The 18450-nt window shown below is 52.5% G+C and carries 21 protein-coding genes, 2 tRNA genes and 1 pseudogene; 9 read left to right on the top strand and 15 right to left on the bottom strand.

Annotated features, from left to right (window positions below):
• The first annotated feature begins 21 nt into the window (after window positions 1–21).
• A complete protein-coding gene (locus E3E29_RS08815) occupies window positions 22–399 on the top strand; it encodes a hypothetical protein (RefSeq protein ID WP_167910628.1) in 378 nt (125 codons plus the stop codon).
• Here the strand turns inward: E3E29_RS08815 and E3E29_RS08810 are convergent.
• On the bottom strand, window positions 377–826 hold the full coding sequence (locus tag E3E29_RS08810) for a hypothetical protein (protein WP_167910627.1): 450 nt from the start codon (window positions 824–826) through the stop codon (window positions 377–379). The two genes, E3E29_RS08815 and E3E29_RS08810, sit on opposite strands and share 23 nt — an antisense overlap.
• A gap of 129 nt (window positions 827–955) precedes the next feature.
• On the opposite strand from E3E29_RS08810, the gene tpiA reads away from it, so the two are divergent.
• From tpiA to E3E29_RS08795, 3 genes are all read left to right on the top strand, one after another.
• Window positions 956–1636, top strand: a complete 681-nt coding sequence (gene tpiA / locus E3E29_RS08805; protein ID WP_167910766.1) for a triose-phosphate isomerase — start codon at window positions 956–958, stop codon at window positions 1634–1636.
• Between the two features lie 74 nt (window positions 1637–1710).
• Window positions 1711–2505 (top strand): diphthine synthase, encoded by a 795-nt coding sequence (dph5, locus tag E3E29_RS08800; protein WP_167910765.1) that lies wholly within the window; start codon window positions 1711–1713, stop codon window positions 2503–2505.
• Window positions 2506–2545: 40 nt separating this feature from the next.
• Window positions 2546–2622 (top strand) — tRNA-Val (locus E3E29_RS08795).
• A gap of 1213 nt (window positions 2623–3835) precedes the next feature.
• Here E3E29_RS08795 and E3E29_RS08790 read toward each other — a convergent pair.
• A tRNA-Ala gene (locus E3E29_RS08790) sits at window positions 3836–3913 on the bottom strand.
• A gap of 138 nt (window positions 3914–4051) precedes the next feature.
• Between E3E29_RS08790 and E3E29_RS08785 the strand changes: the two genes are divergently transcribed.
• Window positions 4052–5311, top strand: coding sequence for an NADP-dependent malic enzyme (locus E3E29_RS08785; protein ID WP_167910626.1), 1260 nt, complete (start codon window positions 4052–4054; stop codon window positions 5309–5311).
• On the opposite strand, the gene E3E29_RS08780 is transcribed toward E3E29_RS08785, so the two are convergent.
• From E3E29_RS08780 to E3E29_RS08755, 6 genes are all read right to left on the bottom strand, one after another.
• Window positions 5302–5823 (bottom strand): FumA C-terminus/TtdB family hydratase beta subunit, encoded by a 522-nt coding sequence (locus tag E3E29_RS08780; protein ID WP_240922837.1) that lies wholly within the window; start codon window positions 5821–5823, stop codon window positions 5302–5304. The two genes, E3E29_RS08785 and E3E29_RS08780, sit on opposite strands and share 10 nt — an antisense overlap.
• Window positions 5814–6674, bottom strand: a complete 861-nt coding sequence (locus E3E29_RS08775; protein ID WP_167910625.1) for a fumarate hydratase — start codon at window positions 6672–6674, stop codon at window positions 5814–5816. The genes E3E29_RS08780 and E3E29_RS08775 overlap by 10 nt, the downstream gene beginning before the upstream one ends.
• 144 nt (window positions 6675–6818) lie before the next feature.
• Window positions 6819–7733 carry a hydroxyacid dehydrogenase gene (locus E3E29_RS08770; protein ID WP_167910763.1) on the bottom strand — a complete coding sequence of 305 codons (915 nt, stop codon included), beginning with the start codon at window positions 7731–7733 and terminating at the stop codon, window positions 6819–6821.
• 10 nt (window positions 7734–7743) lie between these two features.
• Window positions 7744–8391 (bottom strand): TIGR00153 family protein, encoded by a 648-nt coding sequence (locus tag E3E29_RS08765; RefSeq protein ID WP_167910624.1) that lies wholly within the window; start codon window positions 8389–8391, stop codon window positions 7744–7746.
• Between the two features lie 62 nt (window positions 8392–8453).
• The gene (locus tag E3E29_RS08760) at window positions 8454–9374 is read right to left on the bottom strand and encodes a 2-dehydropantoate 2-reductase (protein WP_167910623.1); all 921 of its coding nucleotides are present in this window, start codon (window positions 9372–9374) and stop codon (window positions 8454–8456) included.
• A gap of 4 nt (window positions 9375–9378) precedes the next feature.
• The gene (locus E3E29_RS08755) at window positions 9379–9933 is read right to left on the bottom strand and encodes a hypothetical protein (protein ID WP_342764705.1); all 555 of its coding nucleotides are present in this window, start codon (window positions 9931–9933) and stop codon (window positions 9379–9381) included.
• 46 nt (window positions 9934–9979) lie between these two features.
• Here E3E29_RS08755 and E3E29_RS08750 point away from each other — a divergent pair, with 46 nt between their 5' ends.
• Window positions 9980–10531 carry a protein O6-alkylguanine-DNA alkyltransferase domain-containing protein gene (locus E3E29_RS08750; protein WP_342764704.1) on the top strand — a complete coding sequence of 184 codons (552 nt, stop codon included), beginning with the start codon at window positions 9980–9982 and terminating at the stop codon, window positions 10529–10531.
• On the top strand, window positions 10504–11532 hold the full coding sequence (locus tag E3E29_RS08745) for a lipopolysaccharide assembly protein LapB (protein ID WP_167910622.1): 1029 nt from the start codon (window positions 10504–10506) through the stop codon (window positions 11530–11532). Before E3E29_RS08750 ends, E3E29_RS08745 begins: the two co-directional genes overlap by 28 nt.
• Before the next feature lie 37 nt (window positions 11533–11569).
• On the opposite strand, the gene E3E29_RS08740 is transcribed toward E3E29_RS08745, so the two are convergent.
• From E3E29_RS08740 to E3E29_RS08730, 3 genes are read right to left on the bottom strand one after another with little or no spacing between them, the layout of a single operon-like run.
• Window positions 11570–11938 carry a type II toxin-antitoxin system VapC family toxin gene (locus E3E29_RS08740; RefSeq protein WP_167910621.1) on the bottom strand — a complete coding sequence of 123 codons (369 nt, stop codon included), beginning with the start codon at window positions 11936–11938 and terminating at the stop codon, window positions 11570–11572.
• Window positions 11935–12177, bottom strand: a complete 243-nt coding sequence (locus E3E29_RS08735) for an AbrB/MazE/SpoVT family DNA-binding domain-containing protein (RefSeq protein ID WP_167910620.1) — start codon at window positions 12175–12177, stop codon at window positions 11935–11937. The genes E3E29_RS08740 and E3E29_RS08735 overlap by 4 nt, the downstream gene beginning before the upstream one ends.
• A gap of 59 nt (window positions 12178–12236) precedes the next feature.
• A complete protein-coding gene (locus E3E29_RS08730; protein WP_167910619.1) occupies window positions 12237–12425 on the bottom strand; it encodes a hypothetical protein in 189 nt (62 codons plus the stop codon).
• 163 nt (window positions 12426–12588) lie between these two features.
• Between E3E29_RS08730 and E3E29_RS08725 the strand changes: the two genes are divergently transcribed.
• Window positions 12589–12924, top strand: a complete 336-nt coding sequence (locus tag E3E29_RS08725) for a nascent polypeptide-associated complex protein (protein WP_167910760.1) — start codon at window positions 12589–12591, stop codon at window positions 12922–12924.
• 8 nt (window positions 12925–12932) lie between these two features.
• Here the strand turns inward: E3E29_RS08725 and E3E29_RS08720 are convergent, their stop codons facing one another.
• The 4 genes from E3E29_RS08720 to E3E29_RS08705 all read right to left on the bottom strand — a co-directional run bounded on the left by E3E29_RS08720 (window position 12933) and on the right by E3E29_RS08705 (window position 16837).
• Window positions 12933–13292: a carboxymuconolactone decarboxylase family protein gene (locus E3E29_RS08720; protein WP_167910759.1), complete on the bottom strand. Its 360-nt coding sequence runs from the start codon at window positions 13290–13292 to the stop codon at window positions 12933–12935.
• A 72-nt stretch (window positions 13293–13364) separates the two neighbouring features.
• Window positions 13365–14873 carry a HEAT repeat domain-containing protein gene (locus E3E29_RS08715; protein ID WP_167910618.1) on the bottom strand — a complete coding sequence of 503 codons (1509 nt, stop codon included), beginning with the start codon at window positions 14871–14873 and terminating at the stop codon, window positions 13365–13367.
• A gap of 37 nt (window positions 14874–14910) precedes the next feature.
• Window positions 14911–15627 carry a dihydroorotate dehydrogenase electron transfer subunit gene (locus E3E29_RS08710; RefSeq protein WP_167910617.1) on the bottom strand — a complete coding sequence of 239 codons (717 nt, stop codon included), beginning with the start codon at window positions 15625–15627 and terminating at the stop codon, window positions 14911–14913.
• Window positions 15593–16837 (bottom strand): dihydroorotase, encoded by a 1245-nt coding sequence (locus E3E29_RS08705; protein ID WP_167910758.1) that lies wholly within the window; start codon window positions 16835–16837, stop codon window positions 15593–15595. Before E3E29_RS08705 ends, E3E29_RS08710 begins: the two co-directional genes overlap by 35 nt.
• Window positions 16838–17098: 261 nt before the next feature.
• Here E3E29_RS08705 and E3E29_RS08700 point away from each other — a divergent pair.
• Window positions 17099–18450: pseudogene (locus E3E29_RS08700) on the top strand (hypothetical protein); the annotation flags it as partial.

Below are 18450 nucleotides of genomic sequence, written 5' to 3'. Positions count from 1 at the left end.
TCCCTCTTCCCACTTTGTTGCTTGGAGAGTGATAGAATCAAGGTGAAAACCCTAACCCGTCAGATTATAGAGCTTTCTTCAGAGCTTGGCCTTCAGGCCGTTCCCGAATACCGAACCCCTGACGGCACGCGGATAGACATTGCAATCCTCGACGGCGAGAAAAAGCTACTCGCGATTGAGCTTGAGGCATCATTCAAGTGGTTTCCCCAGAGACTTCTCTACGACGCTGTGAAGGCCCATCGGGCGGGCTTTCCGGAGCTTTGGGTTGTCACGCATTTCCGAGCAAAACCTGGCTGGGTTGAGGATTACGTAAAAGAACTGGGGATTAAACTGGTGCTCATGAGCCCGGAGGAAGTCTTTAAAAAATTGAAGGAAATCACTTGGACTTCCTGGGGATAAGGTATATTGTGTAGTGGTCCCTCCAGAACGGGGCCTTCTCAAGGTGTATCTCCATTTTGGACGTGGCTCCATTGTAGTAGAGGGCCTTGAGGAGTTCGTCGCTGACTTTGAAGTGGATGTATATTGTCTCGCTCCCGCTCACCGTAGTTTTGAAGGTTCCGGTTCCCTTGTACTCTTTACCCCCGATGTCCACCAGGTAGCTTGTGTTCTTCGGAAACTCCAGGCTGAGCTCGAAGCCCTTAATGCGCGGTTTGACGTTCATCTCAAAGAGGCCCCATCCGTCCTTCTCCACGTAAACGGAGCTCTGGTTGTTGATGTAGTACACTTCCTGGTAATCCACGCTCGCTGGAGGTATCTGCGCGGTCTCAATCGCGTATATCATCAGGCCTACCGTGATGATGCCCATTATGAGTAAAGCCTTGTTCATCGCTGAACCCCCATATAAGTCCTCTCCCGCGGTACTTAACCCTTTTGTGTAGGTGATTACGCTGGGTAGTGTTGGTCTCGCGGGAAAAGACGTTTAAACCGGAAAATCCTAACACTTTCGGTGATACCTATGGGGAAGCTTAAGGAGCCGATAATAGCGATAAACTTCAAGACCTACATCGAGGCCACCGGAAAGAGGGCCCTTGAGATAGCGAAGGCAGCCGAGAAGGTTTCCAAGGAGACAGGGATAACCTTCGTCGTTGCACCGCAGCTCGTTGACCTTAGGATGATAGCGGAGAGCGTTGAGATTCCAGTTTTCGCACAGCACATAGACCCGATAACGCCTGGAAGCCACACCGGCCACGTTCTTCCAGAGGCGGTTAAGGAGGCCGGGGCCGTTGGAACCCTCCTCAACCACTCCGAGAACAGGATGATCCTCGCGGATCTGGAGGCCAGCATAAGGCGCGCCGAGGAAGTCGGACTTATGACGATGGTCTGCTCCAACAACCCGGCGGTTTCGGCGGCGGTTGCTGCCCTCGGCCCGGACTACGTTGCGGTTGAGCCCCCCGAACTCATAGGGACAGGAATTCCAGTGAGCAAGGCCCAGCCGGAGGTGGTCACCAACACCGTTGAACTCGTGAAGAAGGTAAACCCGGACGTTGGCGTCCTGACGGGCGCAGGAATAAGCACAGGCGAGGATGTTAAGAAGGCGCTCGAACTTGGAAGCGTAGGTGTTCTCCTCGCGAGCGGCGTCACCAAGGCCAAGGACCCGGAGAGGGCGATAAGGGACCTCGTCTCTCTGATAATCTGAGTCTTCTGTTCTGTTCTACTCCTTTTTACCGTTCATCTTTTAAGCCTCAACCCTAACGCCGTACGGTGAAGGGGATGGCAATTTACTTCATAGGTCTGGGTCTTTACGATGAGAAGGACATAACGCTCAAGGGACTCGAAACGGCGAGGAAGTGCGAGAAAGTTTTTGCGGAGTTCTACACCTCCCTGCTCGCCGGAACGACCATTGAAAAGGTCGAGGAACTTATAGGGAAGCCAATAAAACGGCTCAGCAGGGAGGACGTCGAGCTGAATTTTGAGAGAATTGTGCTGAGCGAGGCGAGGGACAAGGAGGTCGCCTTCCTCACGGCCGGTGACCCGATGGTGGCTACCACGCACGCAGACCTCAGGATAAGGGCGAAGAAAGCGGGAATTGAGAGCTACGTAATTCACGCCCCTAGTATTTACTCGGCGGTTGCCATTACCGGGCTTCAGATTTACAAGTTCGGCAAGAGCGCGACCGTTGCATATCCAGAGAAGAACTGGTTTCCGACTAGTCACTATGATGTGATAAGGGAGAACAAGGAGAGGGGCCTCCACACCCTCCTCTTCCTCGACATAAAGGCCGACCAGGGCCGCTACATGACTGCCAACGAGGCGATGGAGATCTTGCTACAGGTTGAGGAGATGAAGGGCCAGGAGGTCTTCACACCCGAGACGCTCGTGGTCGTCCTCGCAAGGGCGGGTTCCCTCAGTCCAACCCTCAGGGCGGGCCACATCAGGGATATGATCAAGGAAGACTTCGGGAGGCAACCTCACGTCCTCATCGTCCCCGGAAGGCTCCACATAGTCGAGGCCGAGTACCTGGTTGAGTTCGCAGGGGCTCCAAAGGAGATTCTGGATGAGGTCTAGCGAAAGCTTTATATCCCTCCCATCTTTTTCTCATCCGGGCGGGCCCGTGGTCTAGACGGTTATGACGCCACCCTTACAAGGTGGAGGTCCGGGGTTCGAATCCCCGCGGGCCCACCACAGAAACTTTGCCTGCGCAAAGTTTCATCAAAGTTTGTACGTGCTTTTCAGGTGCATTAATTCCAAAGGCTTTCCTCCTTGAGCAGACTTTTTTTCTAAGAGAGGTTTACTTTTAACAGCGCCCGAAGGGCGCAAGAGAGAGTAAACCCATCTGTTAAAACGCCACTTTTGACTTGAAAAGCCCTAAAAATTGACCTAGTAAACAGCACGTACAAACTCTCTTCGGCTCATTCTCAAGAGTAATTACTTTTTGGTCAAGCTTTGCGCAAGCAAAGGTTGCTGGGGGGCTACGCCCCACACCCTAAACAGTTTGCTTCGCAAAAATTAGTGAAAAAGAGCGTGCTTTTTTTGAAATGCAAATTTTTAAGGAGTTTACTTATCATTTGCCTTCCAAAGCGTTTGTTCTCCACAATGCATCCTGCGGACGCCAGAACAAAAAAGTTCGTAAAAGCTTGCTCTTAGAATTAAACCCCTCTATAAAGAGTATAAAAAGAGTGCACAGTTGACGCCCCGTATTTTCTCGCGTTTTATGGGAAAGGCATTTCTAATTAAACTTTGTATGACAAAGTTCATTTGCCAGCGCTCCTGGGAAGCGAAGCTTCAACGCACGACGGTAGCTTTTCTGGGTTTAATTAAAAGTTCTTGGCTCTTGTTAGAAGTGCTGTTTTGGAGTGATTTTCTTGAAAATTTGTTTCCATTCTTAATTCCAATTTCCAGTGGCTTGTTCTCTGTGAGTTTGCTTTGTAATCGACGCCCGGAGGGCGTCAAGGAGAGAAACTCCTTCTGACAAGTCATGATAAGGGAATTCATTCATTTTTAGCCCGTGTATGTGGAAAATCACATATAGACCATCAATTTACAAGGAGCCACAAACCTTGATCAAACTCAACGGGACTATCGTCCCGTGCGTTGAAGCTCCGCTTCAACGTCGCGCAGGAAGCTTTTAGAAAAAGCTTCACCAAAATGTTCCCTTCTTTTTAGATTTGTGTGGGTTAATGAGTGTAGTTTCCCCAGAATGGCATTCTTAATGGGGGGTTTAATCTTAAAACTCTCGCGTTACTCTTGATTTCAAACTTTCTTTTTAGCGTACGAAGGGCGCTATACGATGAGGAAATCCCTCAAATCAGGTAAATTAGTAAGTAATCCCTTGAAAAATGGGCTTGTTAGAAGTGCATACAACTTTCCGCCAGCGCTTTCGTCAGAAAGGGCTGAATGGTGGACCGGGCGGGATTTGAACCCGCGGCCTCCGCCTTGCGAGGGCGGCGCTCATACCAGGCTGAGCTACCGGCCCGCACCCGTATTAGTGAATCCGAGGGAGGTTTAAAAAGTTTTGGTTCCGAAAGGTCCACTCCTGGGCAGATTTAAGTTTATTTTCCAGTGGAAGGATAGGGTTTTTAACATCTGCAAGGCCACTAATCCTGGTGGTGATATGGACCCTCTCGACTTTCACAGGGACAACTTCCCCGGCAACGGGAAGATAGAGGTCATATCGAAGGTTCCTGTTAACAGAGAAACCCTGAGCCTCGCCTACACCCCTGGCGTTGCCGAGCCCTCGAAGGCGATAGCCAACGGAGCCGATCCAGACGAGTACACGGTCATACCGAACACCGTGGCAGTTGTTACAGACGGTTCAGCAATTCTAGGCCTCGGCGACATAGGGCCGGTCGCCGGAATGCCGGTTATGGAAGGAAAGGCGGTTCTCTTCAAGGCGCTCGCGGGCGTGGACGCCTTCCCCATCCTGATCAACACGAAAGATGTTGAGGAGATCGTCAGGACTGTTGAGCTGATAAGTCCCGGCTTCGGCGGGATAAACTTGGAGGACATCTCCGCTCCAAGATGCTTTGAGATAGAGGAGAGGCTGAGGGAGAGCCTTGATATAGCCGTGTTCCACGATGATCAGCACGGGACGGTCGTCGTAACCCTCGCCGGGCTGATAAACGCTCTGAAGCTCGTCGGCAAGAAATTCAGGGAGATAAAGGTTGCCATCAGCGGTGCGGGAGCGGCGGGGATAGCGATAGCGAAGACGCTCCACAGCGTTGGTGTGGGGGAAATAGTCACCGTTGACAGGAAGGGTATAATACACGAGGGCAGGGAAGACCTCAACCCTTACAAGCGCGAGATCGCGGAATACAACGTTCACGGGATAGAGGGCGGCCTGAAGGAGGCGATGGAAGGGGCCGACGTCTTCATAGGGGTGAGTGCTGGCGGGATAGTGAGTAAGGAGATGGTCAGAGGGATGGCTGATGACGCAATAACCTTTGCGATGGCAAACCCGATCCCTGAGATAATGCCGGAAGAGGCTAGGAAGGCCGGCGCGAGGGTCGTTGCCACAGGAAGAAGCGACTTCCCGAACCAGATAAACAATGTGCTCGGCTTTCCAGGAATCTTCAGGGGCGCCCTCGACGTCAAGGCCAGAGACATAACGTCCGGCATGAAGCTTGCCGCTGCAAAAGCCATAGCCTCGGTCGTGAGCGACGACGAGCTGGGCGAGGACTACATAATCCCCTCTCCGCTTCACCCTGATGTGTTTCCGAAGGAGGCGAGGGCAGTTGCAGAGGCGGCCGTAAACGATGGCGTTGCGAGGAGAAGGGTGAGCGGTGAGTGGATCGAGGAGCACACGAGGAAGCTGAGGGAGTTCTACTCAGCTTTCATCGAGCCCATGAACGAGAGGCGGAAGGACTACCGGTAGAGGGAGTCCCCGTGGCTGTCTATCGCAACGAGGAGGGGAAAGTCCCTCACTTCGAGGGCCCAGACCGCCTCTGGAATTCCAAGCTCATCGAGCCAGTAAACGCTCTTCACCTTCTTTATGCTCTCCGCGGCCAGAGAGCCCGCCCCTCCTGTGAAGGCCAGGTAAACGGCGCGACCTTTGAAAGGTTCAACCGCCATTCCCCCCTTCCCGATTATCCCCCTCACGCCGAGCCCTAGAATACCATCGAGGTAGGGGTTCATCCTCGCGCTCGTGGTCGGGCCTGCGGAAACTATCTCCCAGTCTTCCTCTTTTCTCCTGACGACCGGCCCGCAGTGGTATATGACCGCCCCCTTGGGGTTAAACGGGAGCTCCCCCTTTTCTGCCAGCCGGAGAATCTTCCTGTGGGCGGAGTCCCTGGCCGTGTAGATGAGCCCGGAGAGGTAAACGACCTCGCCGGCCCTGAGGTTTAGGACGTCTTCCGTCCTCAGCGGTGCTCTCAGCCTCACTGCCAAACCTCGACCCTCCCGTCGGCTTTTATCCTGAGAAACGCCCTCCTGTTGGCCCAGCACTGGACGACCAGACCAACCGGAAAACTCGCCGGGTGCCTATGGGCGACCTCGATTTTAACGTCGAGTGCAGTGGTCTTTCCACCCATCCCCATGGGCCCTATTCCGAGGGAGTTGACCTCTTTGAGAAGCTCTTCCTCCAGGTTGGCTATCCTCCCATCTGGGTTCCTCTCGCCGATTCTTCTCAGAAGGGCCTTTTTGGCCAGCTTGAGCGAATGATCTGCACTTCCGCCAATCCCCACTCCGAGGATAACCGGCGGGCAGGGCTTTCCTCCGCACTCATTAACCTTCCCAAGGACGAAGCGCTTCACGCCCTCCCAGCCTTCAGCTGGGGTTAGCATAGCTAAAGCGGAGCAGTTCTCGCTTCCCCCGCCCTTGGGGAAGACGGTTATCTCGATCTCGTCCCCTCCGGTCAGCTCCCAGTGGATTATCGGGACACCCTTCCCCGTGTTGTCGCCGGAGTTTCTGCCAGTTAGAACGTCCACAGAGTTCGGTCTGAGCGGGACTTCTAGGGTGGCCCTTTTCACAGCCTGCAGAATGGCGGCCTCGATTTCCCCGAGGTGGGGGCTTTCAACGCCGGCCCTCACGAAGAATGTCATGGTCCCGGTGTCCTGGCAGACTGGTATCGAGCGGTTCCTCCCGATCTCGATTGCCTTGAGGATGTTGCCGAGGTTGAACCTCGCTACTTCGCTCTCCTCACTTTCGTAGGCCCGCCTCAGAGCGGAAACGGTATCGTCTGGAATCCTCGTGACCGCGAGTTTGATGGCCTCAACAATAGGATCAACAGGGGCTTCCAATAGACACTCACCTGTTAAAAATTCGTGCTGGGTTTAAAATAGTTTGCCATTGGGAGAGCAACAATCTTCACTATTATACTGGCAAACTTTTCCTTAAAAGTTTCCCACTATGCTGATAAAGTTTGGAGAAAAGGAAAAGGGGACTCAACCCTTCAGGATCTCGACTATCTGCTCGGCAACTTGGACGCCTGCCCTCATCTGAGCCTCGACGGTTGAGGCTCCTATGTGCGGGGTGAGGACGACGTTGTCGAGCTTGGTGAGCGGGTGGTCCTTCGGCAGGGGCTCCTCCTCGTAGACATCCAAACCCGCTCCGGCAATCCAGCCCTCCTGCAGGGCCTTGACGAGGGCGTTGTTGTCCACCACAGCCCCCCTCGCCGCGTTGATGAGTATGGCCGTTTTCTTCATGAGCTTGAGCCTTTCCTCGTTGATGAGGTGGTACGTGGCGTCAATGAGCGGGACATGGAGGGTAACGACGTCGCTCTCCCTGAGGAGGTCTTCAAGGGACACGAAGGTTCCTCCAACCTCCTTTGCCCTCTCCTCGTTTGGATAGGGGTCGTAGAGGAGAACCTTCATTCCGAGGGCCTTGGCTATCTTCGCTATCTGGTAGCCTATCCTTCCAAAGCCCACAATACCGAGCGTCTTGCCGTCAAGTTCAATTCCCATGCACTGCTTCTTGGCCCAGACGCCTTCCCTCATCTTCCTGTCCGCGAAGGCGACTTTTCTAGCCACGTTGAAGGTGAGAGCGAGCACCAGCTCGGCAACGCTCCTGCTTGAGGCGCCGGGGCTGTTGACTACCTTTATGCCCCTTTCCTTGGCGGCATCTAGGTCTATGTTGTCCAGCCCGACACCGGCCCTGCCGATGACCTTGAGCTCCGGGGCCGCTTCGATGACTTTTCTGGTTACTTTGGGCTTGCTCCTGACGATGATGGCATCGACATCCCCAACGAGCTCAATAAGCCTTTCCTCGTCCGGGTATTCCTCATAAAGGACCTCAAATCCAGCGTTTTTCAAAACCTCAATGGCCTTTTCATGCAGCGGTGCTGCAACGAGAACCTTCATCTCCATCACCTCATCCCCTTCTTTTGACGGACATGAGCAGAATCTGATCAGACGCATCCTCGGCGCGATCGGCTATGTCGCCGATTTTGGTTATAATCTGGTTCCACATTATCTTCGCGTACGTGCTTATCGTCTCGCTCTCAAAGGTCTTCTCCTTTAGGTGGTACTCCACATCGTCTGCTTTTTCCTCTGCATCTTCCACGGCCTTGGCAAGCTCCATTGCTTTGTCAACGTCTTTGTTCAGTGCTTTGACGGCTTCCACAAGCTTCTCGTACGTCTCAATACCCGTATCGACGAGCTTTATGAACTCCTCTTTTAATTCTAGCGGTACCTTTGGCTTGGAAAGGATTATGGTATGGGCTGCGCTTTCGGCTGCATCAGCCACTTGGTCGATGAGTTCGCTCAGCCTTGCGTAGTCCCCCCTGTTTGCAGGCAAAAAGGCTCCTTCATATAGCATCAGCTCTATGCTCCTCCTCAGCTGGTCTGCCTTCGTTTCGAGCTGGCTGACTTCTTTTTCAAAAGTTCTTGCCCTCTCAACGTCCTCGTTTATGTACGAAATCATGAGCTCCTTGAAGGCTGTGAGAGTTTCCTTCACGGCTTCTAGATGGTCATCTATGGCCTCAAAAACGTCGTTTTCTTTGCCTCCGAATATCGACATCCTCATCCCCCAACCTATTTTGAATGCAGACTTTATCTATTTTATCATTGCCCCCTCTTTTCTCAGCGAGTTGTCTTTTTTGCTTCTCTACTTTTATCTTCCTTGGCTTTTATCATTGCCCAGAGGAGTTCATTCATCGGGGCATCGAGACCGACGGATTTTGCGTACTCCACTATCTTACCGTTTATATAGTCCACCTCCGTTCTCCTGCCCTGCATGATGTCCTGGAGGGTTGAATTGTAGTTCTCTGCCGTCTTCTCGATGGTATCCCAAAGAAGCTCGAGGGGGTGTATCTCAAACTCTATCCCGAGCTGCTGCGCCACGATGCACCCTTCCCTTGCTATGCTCACGGATATACCCTCAAGATACGGGTTCTCTTTTAAAAAGCCGTTTTTAACTTCCAGAAGGGTTCCCAAGCCGTTTATCACGGAGTTGACTATCGCCTTCGCCCACTTCCATCCGGATATTTTCTCGCTCGTTGTCATTGGAATCCCGGCTGAGGTAAACGTTCTCGCCACTTCCTCAACAAAGGGGTGCTTTCCCTCTGGGTAGCGGCCTATCACCGTTATCCCCTTGCCTGCCCACCGTACCCGGCCCCACTCCACGAGCATGGCTCCGTTCGTGGTTACTCCGCCTATGACGTTTTTTGTTAGTTTTAGGGCCTCATCTTCGTTCCCCAGTCCGTTCTGGATGCTTAAAATCCAAGTGTCCTCCCCTATGCAACCTCTAGCACACTCAAGGGCACTCTTCGTGGAGTAGGATTTTGTCGCGAGAAGGAGGAGGTCGGGCGGCTCATCTGGTGCCGTTAACGTGGCCTTCGGATGAACTGTGAACTCTTCGACCCCGAAGACGTGAAGTCCCCTTTCCCTTACGGCCTTAACCTGCTCTGCTCTCCCAATGAGTGTTACATCGTGGCCGGCCCTGGCAAGTAAACCCCCGAAGAGGGAGCCTATTGAGCCTGCTCCCAGTACATAAACCTTCACGTGATCACCTCAGGAGCTTCCTTAAATGGAGCAGTGAGTACAGGAGGATCGCCGTTGAAGAGAACATGAATATGTCGTGGTTTAAATCGCTTAGGTTTGCCAGGGGAATGGTAATCAGAATCCCCGACGCCATCAGGAGGCCGCCGCTGGATAAGGCCCTGTTGCTGGAGAGGAGTGCTAGGGCTGCTAGGAGGCTTCCCACTTTGATCCCCCAGTCAGGCGAAACAATGCCCACGTACGCTATTGCCCCCGCGATTACAACGTTCAGGCCCCGCTCCCAGAATTTCACGGGCTGCCTCTCTACCCTCAGTGGTATCGTCAGGAACGCTGCGGCCATTCCAACCACTGTCAAGTAGCTTCCAGTGAGCTTCCATTCAATGAACAGGCTCGAGAAAAGGGCTGCAGCCCCGTAGGGCAGTGCTTTCCTCTTGACCGCGGGGATGGACAGGAAAAGGTACGGCGCTAAGTAGGGCAGTTTCTCACACGGAACCCTCAGTCCAATGTAAGCCATGAGTGCGAGTCCAAGCGTTAAAAGTCCCAGCTCACCTCTTGCCTTCACCCTCTCACCACAACCGTTTAAAGGCAACCCCTTTAAAGTCTTGTCGATGAGGATGCTCAGCGTAGGGGATTTTCACATAGCTGGAAGGGAGATTAAGGTGGCCGTTCTCTGGGATGAGCGGGGAGTCCTTGGAGTAACGTACTCTCTGGAGGGGGACGAGTTCCTCCGAGAGAGGGTCATCACCCTTGGCTCCTTCCTATCCAGGAGAGGAGTGGCTTTTAATACTTCCGTCGCTGCCTCTAGGTTCCCGGAAACTGTCTTTGACGCCATCAGGGGGAGGCTTCCCAACGTGAACGTCCTCCCAATGCTGTCTTTCGACGGGCTCACTCCGTTTGAGAGGAAGGTTTACGAGGTTCTAACAAAAACCGTTAAAAGAGGTGAGGTTATAACCTACGGTGAACTGGCGCGGCGCTTAAACACTTCACCACGCGCTGTTGGCGGTGCTATGATGCGCAATCCGTATTCCATAGTGGTCCCATGCCATCGCGTGGTAGCGTCCAATGGTATTGGCAATTACACTCCTAAGGTGTCTTACAAGGAGTTCCTGCTGGAAATTGAGGGGGTGAAAAGATGGACAAACTCAAAGTTTACATCCTGACGTTCGTTCTGGTGCTCCTCGGAATAGCGGGTGGAATAGTCTGGGCCTGGGGTTGGACGGGTCTCCTCAGGGTCGTGCTCCTGCTGTCTTTCCTGGTGCTTACACTCGGTTTGCTGTTCTTCACGGCGCTCACTCTCTACGCCGAGAGCTGGAAGTATGGTATTATACTGGGGGTCTTAACGGCAATAAGCGGCTATGCTCTCTACCTGAGCTGGGTCTGGAAGGGGCTCTGGGTCATTGGCGGAATAATTATCTTCTTCCTAGCACTCTTTGCCTTCGGAATCTGGTACATCAGCGAGCCCGACCTCGGTCTAATCGATCGCTTTAAGAGCGCTAAGAGCCTTGAAAAAGCTGGAAAGTACAAGCAGGCGGCAAGGAAGTATGAGAAGGCCGGGGACTACCTCAAGGCCGCGGAGATGTACATAAAGCTCGGCTGGCTTGAGAGCGCGGCCTGGGCCTATGAGAAGGCCGGTAAGTACTCCAACGCGGCCGAAATTTATGAGCAGCTCTACGAGAAGGAGAAGGACACCTACTACCTCAAGGAGGCCCATGAGTACTGGAAGAAGGCAGGAGACATGGAGAGGGCCGCCAAGGCTCTGGAGCGCTACGCCGAGGAGGAGCCCTGGTTCTGGGAGGACGTGGCGAAGCTCTACGAGGAGCTTGGAAACGAGGAGAAGGTGAGGGAAGCCTGGGAGAAGGCCCTAGAGTACTACAAAGGCGAGGCCCAGGAGGAAGGAGTCTTCTGGGAGGACGTCGGCAACATAGCGAGGAAGCTCGGCATGGAGGAGCTCGCCAGGGAAGCCTACGGGAAGTTCCTCGAGTACTGCCTGGAGGAGGCAGAGGAAGACCCGATGTGGTGGAAGCACGTTGCCGAGGCCTACGACTACCTCGGCGAGAATGAGAAGGCGGAAGAGGCGAGGGAGAAGTACGAGGAATACAGGGCCAAGATCATGAAAGCAAACGAGGAGACCTCGAAGTTCCCGGAGGAGAAAAAAGAGTGAGCTTTGGCTTCCTTTTCTCCCTTACCTTTCTATGAACCTAAAACAGCCTTTTCACGTCTTCAACTCTGTCAAAGTCCTTGTCGTTGGAGAGGATAACGTTAATCCCGTGTGCCTTCATCGTGGCGTAGTGTATGGAGTCATCGAAGTCGAGCTTCTTACATTCCTCCGCTATTTTGATAATCTCCGGAGTCAGGGCAACGACTTTTACGCCCAAATCCTCCAAAACTTGGCTTATTCTGAGCTTGGCCCCCGAACGCCGGAGGAGGATGTAGAGCTGCCAGACGGTCAGTGCCGAGGTTATCATTCTGCCGTAGTACCCCTCGATTAATTCCTTTGCCCTCGGGCCGAACTCATCGTTAGCCGTCAGGACGTAGTAGATCACGTTGATGTCCACGTAGACCTTCAAAGCTCATCCCTCAGGAGCTTTTCTGTCTCTTTCTCAATCACCCTGTTAATCTCCTCAGCGTTCAGCTTCTCTCCCTTCACGATGCCCCAGTACTTCTCGATCTTTTTCCTGACCGGGATGAGAACTATCTCTCCGTTTCTCTCTTCAATGTAGAATTCCTTCACCTTCAACTTCTTTCGCAGCGACGCCGGGAGGTACAGCCTGCCGTTTTCGTCCAGTCTAACCACTTCGGTGCCCATGATAAAAACTAAGACTTCTCCATTTAAGTGGTTTTTGGAAAATTTGAGTGATGTGGAGATCAGTAAACCTTACCCTCATCTTCAAGTTCCTTTACTTCCTCCTGGAGCTCTTTCTCCTTCCGCTCTGCATATCCCTCCATCCATTTCGAAAGGGCCCAGAAGAAGACCGCCAGGGCGGCCAATCCCAGAACAGCGAGCAAGATGCCTTTATCCGTTGGGGCCGGTTGATCGGGGGAAGGCAAGGGCATTTATTTTCACCCCATCAAGATACTTATCTGGAGCTTATAAGTTCTGATAGTTTTCAAAGTCGGATTGAAGGAGGAAGAGCTGTTTGAGCTCTGGATGAAGTTCTTAATTTTGTTTCTCCCAACATTTTTAAAATCCCCTTCCAATTCCTCCCAGGTGATGGAGATGATGGGAATGAATCCGAGGCAGATGAAGAAGCTCATGAAGCAGATGGGCATCAAGATGGAGGAGCTCGAAGGGGTTGAGGAAGTCGTCATAAGGATGAAGGGCAAGGAGATAGTCCTTAAGGACCCTGCGATAACCGTAATTATCGCACAGGGCGAGAAGAGCTATCAGATAGTCCCCGGAAGCGAGGAAGTCCGTGAGGTTCTGGAGATATCCGAGGAAGACATAAAGCTCGTCATGGAGCAGGCCGGGGTTGACTATGAGGCTGCAAAGAAAGCCCTAGAAGAGGCTAAGGGTGACCTTGCAGAGGCCATCCTGAAGCTCACGGAAGAATGAAAGAGGACTCACCCTTCCCCATGCTCTTTTTTGAAGGCTTCTATAGCCTTCGTGAGCGGGATGAGGTGCATGAGTGCTGGGCCTCCTGCCATGAGAACCGCCACCAGCCCCGCCTCGAGAAGCTCCTCCGGTTTTGCACCAGCTTCAAGTGCCTTCTGAGTGTGGAGGTAGATGCACCACTCACAGCCAGCCGAGATGCCTAGGGCAAGTGCGATGAGCTCCTTCTCCCTCGTGGTTAAAGCTTTGTTGTCGAGTGTCTCGCGCAGGAACCTTGAGAATGCGGCTATTTCCTTTGGGTGTTCTTTCCCAAGCTTATCCAATAGCTCCTCAATCTCGTTCAATTTAACTATAACGTCCCCGTTCTCCATGGTTACCACCGCTTGAGAATAGAAGGGGAGATTTAAGAAGATTTTTTGAACCCAATATTGAAAACTTAAGGTTTACTGGGCTCTCCCGGTCCCTTCTCCAGCTTTCAGCCTGATTATGTCATCTATCGCATCAACTAACGCCGCTATTATGTTGTCGTATTTCCCGCCTTCCCTCCCATAAACACTCTTTACAGTGTTCTCTAGAGCAAGTAGGGTTTCGGGTTCCATCTCTAGCAGCCTCTGTGATTCTCTGGCTAGAAAACGGAGGGCAACACCCCTCGTCTCTTTCCGCGATATCAGTTTGGACAATACGTCTATTATTGCCCTGTTGAACTCCTCAGTGGGCATCTTTTTTTGTATGGCGCTTATCAACTCAAGGGCACCCTCAACGTCTGCCGGCCTGTTGGACTTGAGAAGGACATCGAGGAGTGAAGTGAAAAAGCCTGCCGTTCCGGGGTAGAGGGCGTATATCTCTGCCATGGTTTCTGCGGCAGTTTCTCGCGTCCACGGGTTTCTGCTCTTCAAAAGCTCCCCCAGCGTTGGGAGCACCGAGTATGCGTCTGTTGGGGTAAGATGGGACACCACCCTTGAAAGCACCCAGAGGGCGTCCATTTTTCTCGTTGGGTCTTCGGAGTTTAGCATCTCCAGTATTTGAGACATCACCATCGGGTCAAGCTTTGCCATCTCGGCCACTATATCTGCCCTTCCAGCATCCAGAAGCCTTTCAACATCATCCGGTCCGTACTCGCTTACCTCAAGTTTTTTCCTTACTTCCACTTTCTCAGTGAGCTCTTCCCCTTCAAGCTTCTCCAGCTTCTCCAGGAGGAGGTTGGCTTTGGAGGCCAGTTTGATGTTTCCTTGAACTTCCTTGACCTTTTTTAATACCTTCAGCCTGTTTCTCTTTGTCATCATATCTGCTCTGGTGCTCATTCTGTCGAGGGCGAGGAGTGCGCGTTCCTGAACGTATGGGTCTGTGTGTTCGAGCAGGTCCGCAGTTTTATCGACTATCTCATTGAATATCTTCCTGTCCTCCGTCCTGTGAGCCATCTCAGCTAGTGCCGATATCGCGGCGCTCTGGACCTGCCGGTCCTCGGATGACCTGATGAGGTTGAACAGCCACCCTATAAGTTTTCTAGCTATCCTCAGCACGCTTGCTCCAGTTTTCCCAAGACCCTCCGAGGCGTACTCACTTAGTATGGGCATACCTCTCTTGACTATATCCATCAACGCCTCTGTAACTTTGTCGTACTCCTCCTCCCTCAGTTCCCCTCGTTCAAGGAGGCTGTTTAGGACCTCAAGCGCCTTTAGGGCTACCCTCTCGCTGTCGTCTTTTGTAAGTTTGATTATTTTGTCTATCACCATCGACGTTCTCTTGGGTGTGAGAGTTCCGGACCCTATCATCTCCTTTATTACTTGGAGGGCGTTTGCCCTGACCATTGGGTTCTTATCTTCCAATAGTTCCACTAAAATTTGGAACGCTGAGTCATAGGATAATGCGAGCTTTGTCACTTCTTTTATGTTCCATCCGAGAAGGTCCTCCCTCATGCCCTCTCTATCGACAACAACCTCCTCGCGGCCCATGGCTTTCCCCTAACATCTTTATAACCATTTAATCGATTTAAACCTTCGGGTTTTCGAAGACTTCTCTAAGTTCATCTCCTTTAAACACCGGTCCGTCCCGGCAGACCAGGTACTTCCCGAGATTGCAGCTCCCGCAGACACCAATTCCGCACTTCATGCGCCTCTCCATCGAGACCTGAACGCGGCTGTAATTCATTATCCCCAGAACCTTCAGCAGCATGGGCTCCGGGCCACAGGCGTAGACCAAGTCGAACTCGTCTTTTCTCTCCCTCAAGACATCCGTGGGGAACCCTTTCGTCCCGGAAGAGCCGTCGTCCGTGGTCGTTATGAGTTCGTCAACGTATTTCTCCACGTCTATGAGGACAAGTTCCTCCCTCCGTTTGGCCCCGTAGATTAAGGTGATCCTCTTGAATTTTTTGTTCCACCGTTTGGTGAGAGCGTAAAGTGGGGGGATGCCTATCCCTCCAGCCACGAGCGCGATTCTCTCCCCTTTTGGCTCAAAACCTCTACCGTACGGTCCCCGTATCCAGAGCCTGTCCCCCGTTCCAAGCTCAAAGAGCTTTGACGTGAACGGTCCGACTTTCTTCACCACGAGCATGTCCTCATCCGCCAGGCTGAATGGCTTTTCTCCAGCTCCGGGAATCCACGCCATCACGAACTGTCCTGGAGTAAACTCAAACTTTCTGTTGAGTCGGAAGGCCTTAACGTTGTGCGCTACATCAAAGGCTTCTTTTATCCTCGTTACCGTTAACATTCAATCTCACCCCTCCCGGCTTTTCCAGAACTTCATCCTCCTCCATTACGATTTCTCCACGGATTATTGTCATCACAACCTTCCCACGCAGCTTTTTGCCCTCCCAGGGGCTCCACTTGGCTTTTGTATAAAACTCCTCCGGTTTAACAACCCATTCCATCTTGGGGTCTACTACGGTGAACGTGGCCTCTCCACCCACCTCGAAATTCCTTCCATTTATCCCAAACGCCCTGATTGGGTTGTCGTGCATCTTCTCCACGATGTCGGTGTACTCTAGAAGGCCTCTCGATGCCCCGTCCAGTAGAAGGGCCACCTCCGTCTCCAGGCCAGGGATCCCAGCAGCGCCGTTTTCCTTGTCCTCTGGAGTGTGGGGTGCGTGGTCACTGGCTATAATTGGAATCTCTTTAAAGTGCCTCCAGAGGGCCATTCTATCCTCATTTCCCCTCAAGGGAGGATAGACCTTCAGGTATGGATTTCTCTCGTAGTCTCTCCTGGTCAGGAGGAGGTGGTGGGGTGTGGCCTCAAACGAGACCCAGGGCAGCTTTGCCTGTAGTATCTCTTCCAGCCCTTCGCCAGTTGATACGTGGCAGATGTTAAGGCGCTTCCTAATCTTTTTGGCGACCTCTACCGCGCGTTTTATTGCCGTTATCTCTGCTTGAGGCGGTCTTTTCGGGTTATCCCTTATAATCTCCGCGTCTTCTGCATGAACGCTCACGGGGCCGGGTGCGCATGAGTAATCCGCCTCAAAGTCTTCTGAGAATATTCCCCCCGTGGAAGACCCCATGAATATCTTGTAGAAATCTGCATCGACGGAAGCCGCTTCCCCGCAGTTTCCTGCCACTAGGAACCCCACGGCATAATCCGAGTGGGAATGTTTCTTTAGGAGTTCCAGCCTTCTCTCAAACGTCCTCTTGTCCATAACGGGTGGGTTCGTGTTGGGCATGTCAAAGACTGCTGTTATCCCCCCGTGGACGGCTGCCTTTGTTCCGCTCTCAACGGTTTCCTTCTCCTTTTGGAGGAAGTCCCTGAGGTGAACGTGGGTGTCTATCAATCCCGGAAGTATCAAGGCCTCCTTTTGAGGTGCTATTACCCTCTCTCCCGGAAGCTCACCCTTTGAAATCTCTGTTATCCCGCCCCGGTCTATCCCGAGACTCCTCCAAAAGACCCCTTCGGATGTTAGGAACCTTCCTCTTATCACGAGCTCGTGCATTGAAGCCCGCACGACCTTTGTTTCATATCAATAAAAAATTTTCCTTCAAATTTTCCGGCTAGCAACGCTCCCCATTTCGTTAATTGACGTTAAAATTTTTTGCCCCTCCCGGTGATAGCCCCTCTGATTATCGTAATCCTTAAAAGGGATTGAATGTATAAACTAATGCTGCCATGGCCTGTGAAAGGCAGACATGCCAAAACTGAAAGGAGGCAGTGGAATATGAACAAGAAGGTTTTCAGTTTGTTTATAATGGGTTTGATGGTGTTTAGTGTTTTTGTAGTGTCAAAACCAGCAAGTGCAGCGGAGCCGCAGGGCGACGTTCTTAAGATCGTTCAGCTCGCGTCCCAGAACTCTCTCTTCATGGGTGTCTTCAATCCATCACCCAGTGGAATGACCGACGTCTACGTTGTCCGCATCTGGTACTTCCTTCATGACCCGGCATACGTTGTGGGTCCAGATGCACACTACCACAACTACAAGTGCCAGCTCGTTAACGTTGCAACCAACGTCACCGTTCCGGACGATGCCATAATCTGGAACGGAACCCAGAAGAAGTGGATTGACCCCTACGCTGGTAAGAAGGCTGCGAGTGCCGTTACCTGGAAGTGCGGCCTTGGCCAGTGGGTGGATGGACAGCCCATAACCCTAGCCGACTACCTCTTCGACTACGCCATGACCTGGGAGTGGGCATACCAAGACAGCAAAAACGACCCGTACTACGACCAGGCTTGGGCCAACAACTACCAGGGCGTTCTCTCCCTCGTTAAGGGTCTTAAGGTTGACAAGGTCACTAACGATTACATCGAATACACCATCTACCAGGATTTCTATGTCCCATACGACTATTGGAGCACCGCCGTTGGAAACTTCATGGAGCAGCCGGCCTTCCCATGGGAGACCTACAACGTCATGAGCGAAGCCGTTGCCCACGGCGTTAACGGCAAGACGTTCTCGTGGAGCACCTCCACTGGTGTCGACTACCAGCTCGATATGATCAGCCCCACGCAGGCCCAGCTCTTTAAGGCTGAGGCTCAGAAGCTCCTCAACAACCCAATACCCATCTGGCTTAGCAATAACAGCGGAATTAACACATACCTCCAGAAGTGGGGTGTCACTGAGGACCAGGCTGGTATAACCGTTAACATGGCCAAAGAAGGTTACAACGACGTCATCAAGTGGGTTGACAACTACAAGAACATTCTCATAAGTGACGGTCCGTACTACGTGTACAGTTACGATCCGAAGGGCCTCACCGTCGTCCTCAAGCGCGCCAACAACACGAGGATTGGTTTTGCCACCGACAAGATCAATGGCCAGCCGCTTCCATGGGACCCGTACTGGAAGGAGATTGATGTTTACGGTACCAGCAACGCTCAGACTGCCCTTCTGGCAGTTGCTAAGGGTGACTACGCCTTCTACTGGTACGAGACTCCCTACAACCAGCTCCAGAGCGTTGTCCAGCAGTACGGTGATTCAGTCAGCCTGATAAAGAGCATTGCCGTTTGGTGGGCTCTCGACCTCAACCTCGTTGGTGACCCGCAGACCGGTCTCGTCAATTCAAGTGGAACCGTTAAGTTCAACCCGTTCGCCCTTCCGGGTGTTAGGTATGC

The organism is Thermococcus sp. Bubb.Bath, assembly GCF_012027595.1.
Classification (GTDB): domain Archaea; phylum Methanobacteriota_B; class Thermococci; order Thermococcales; family Thermococcaceae; genus Thermococcus.
The sequence above is the reverse complement of the archived record's forward strand: the minus strand, read 5'-3'. Positions and strand labels throughout refer to the sequence as shown.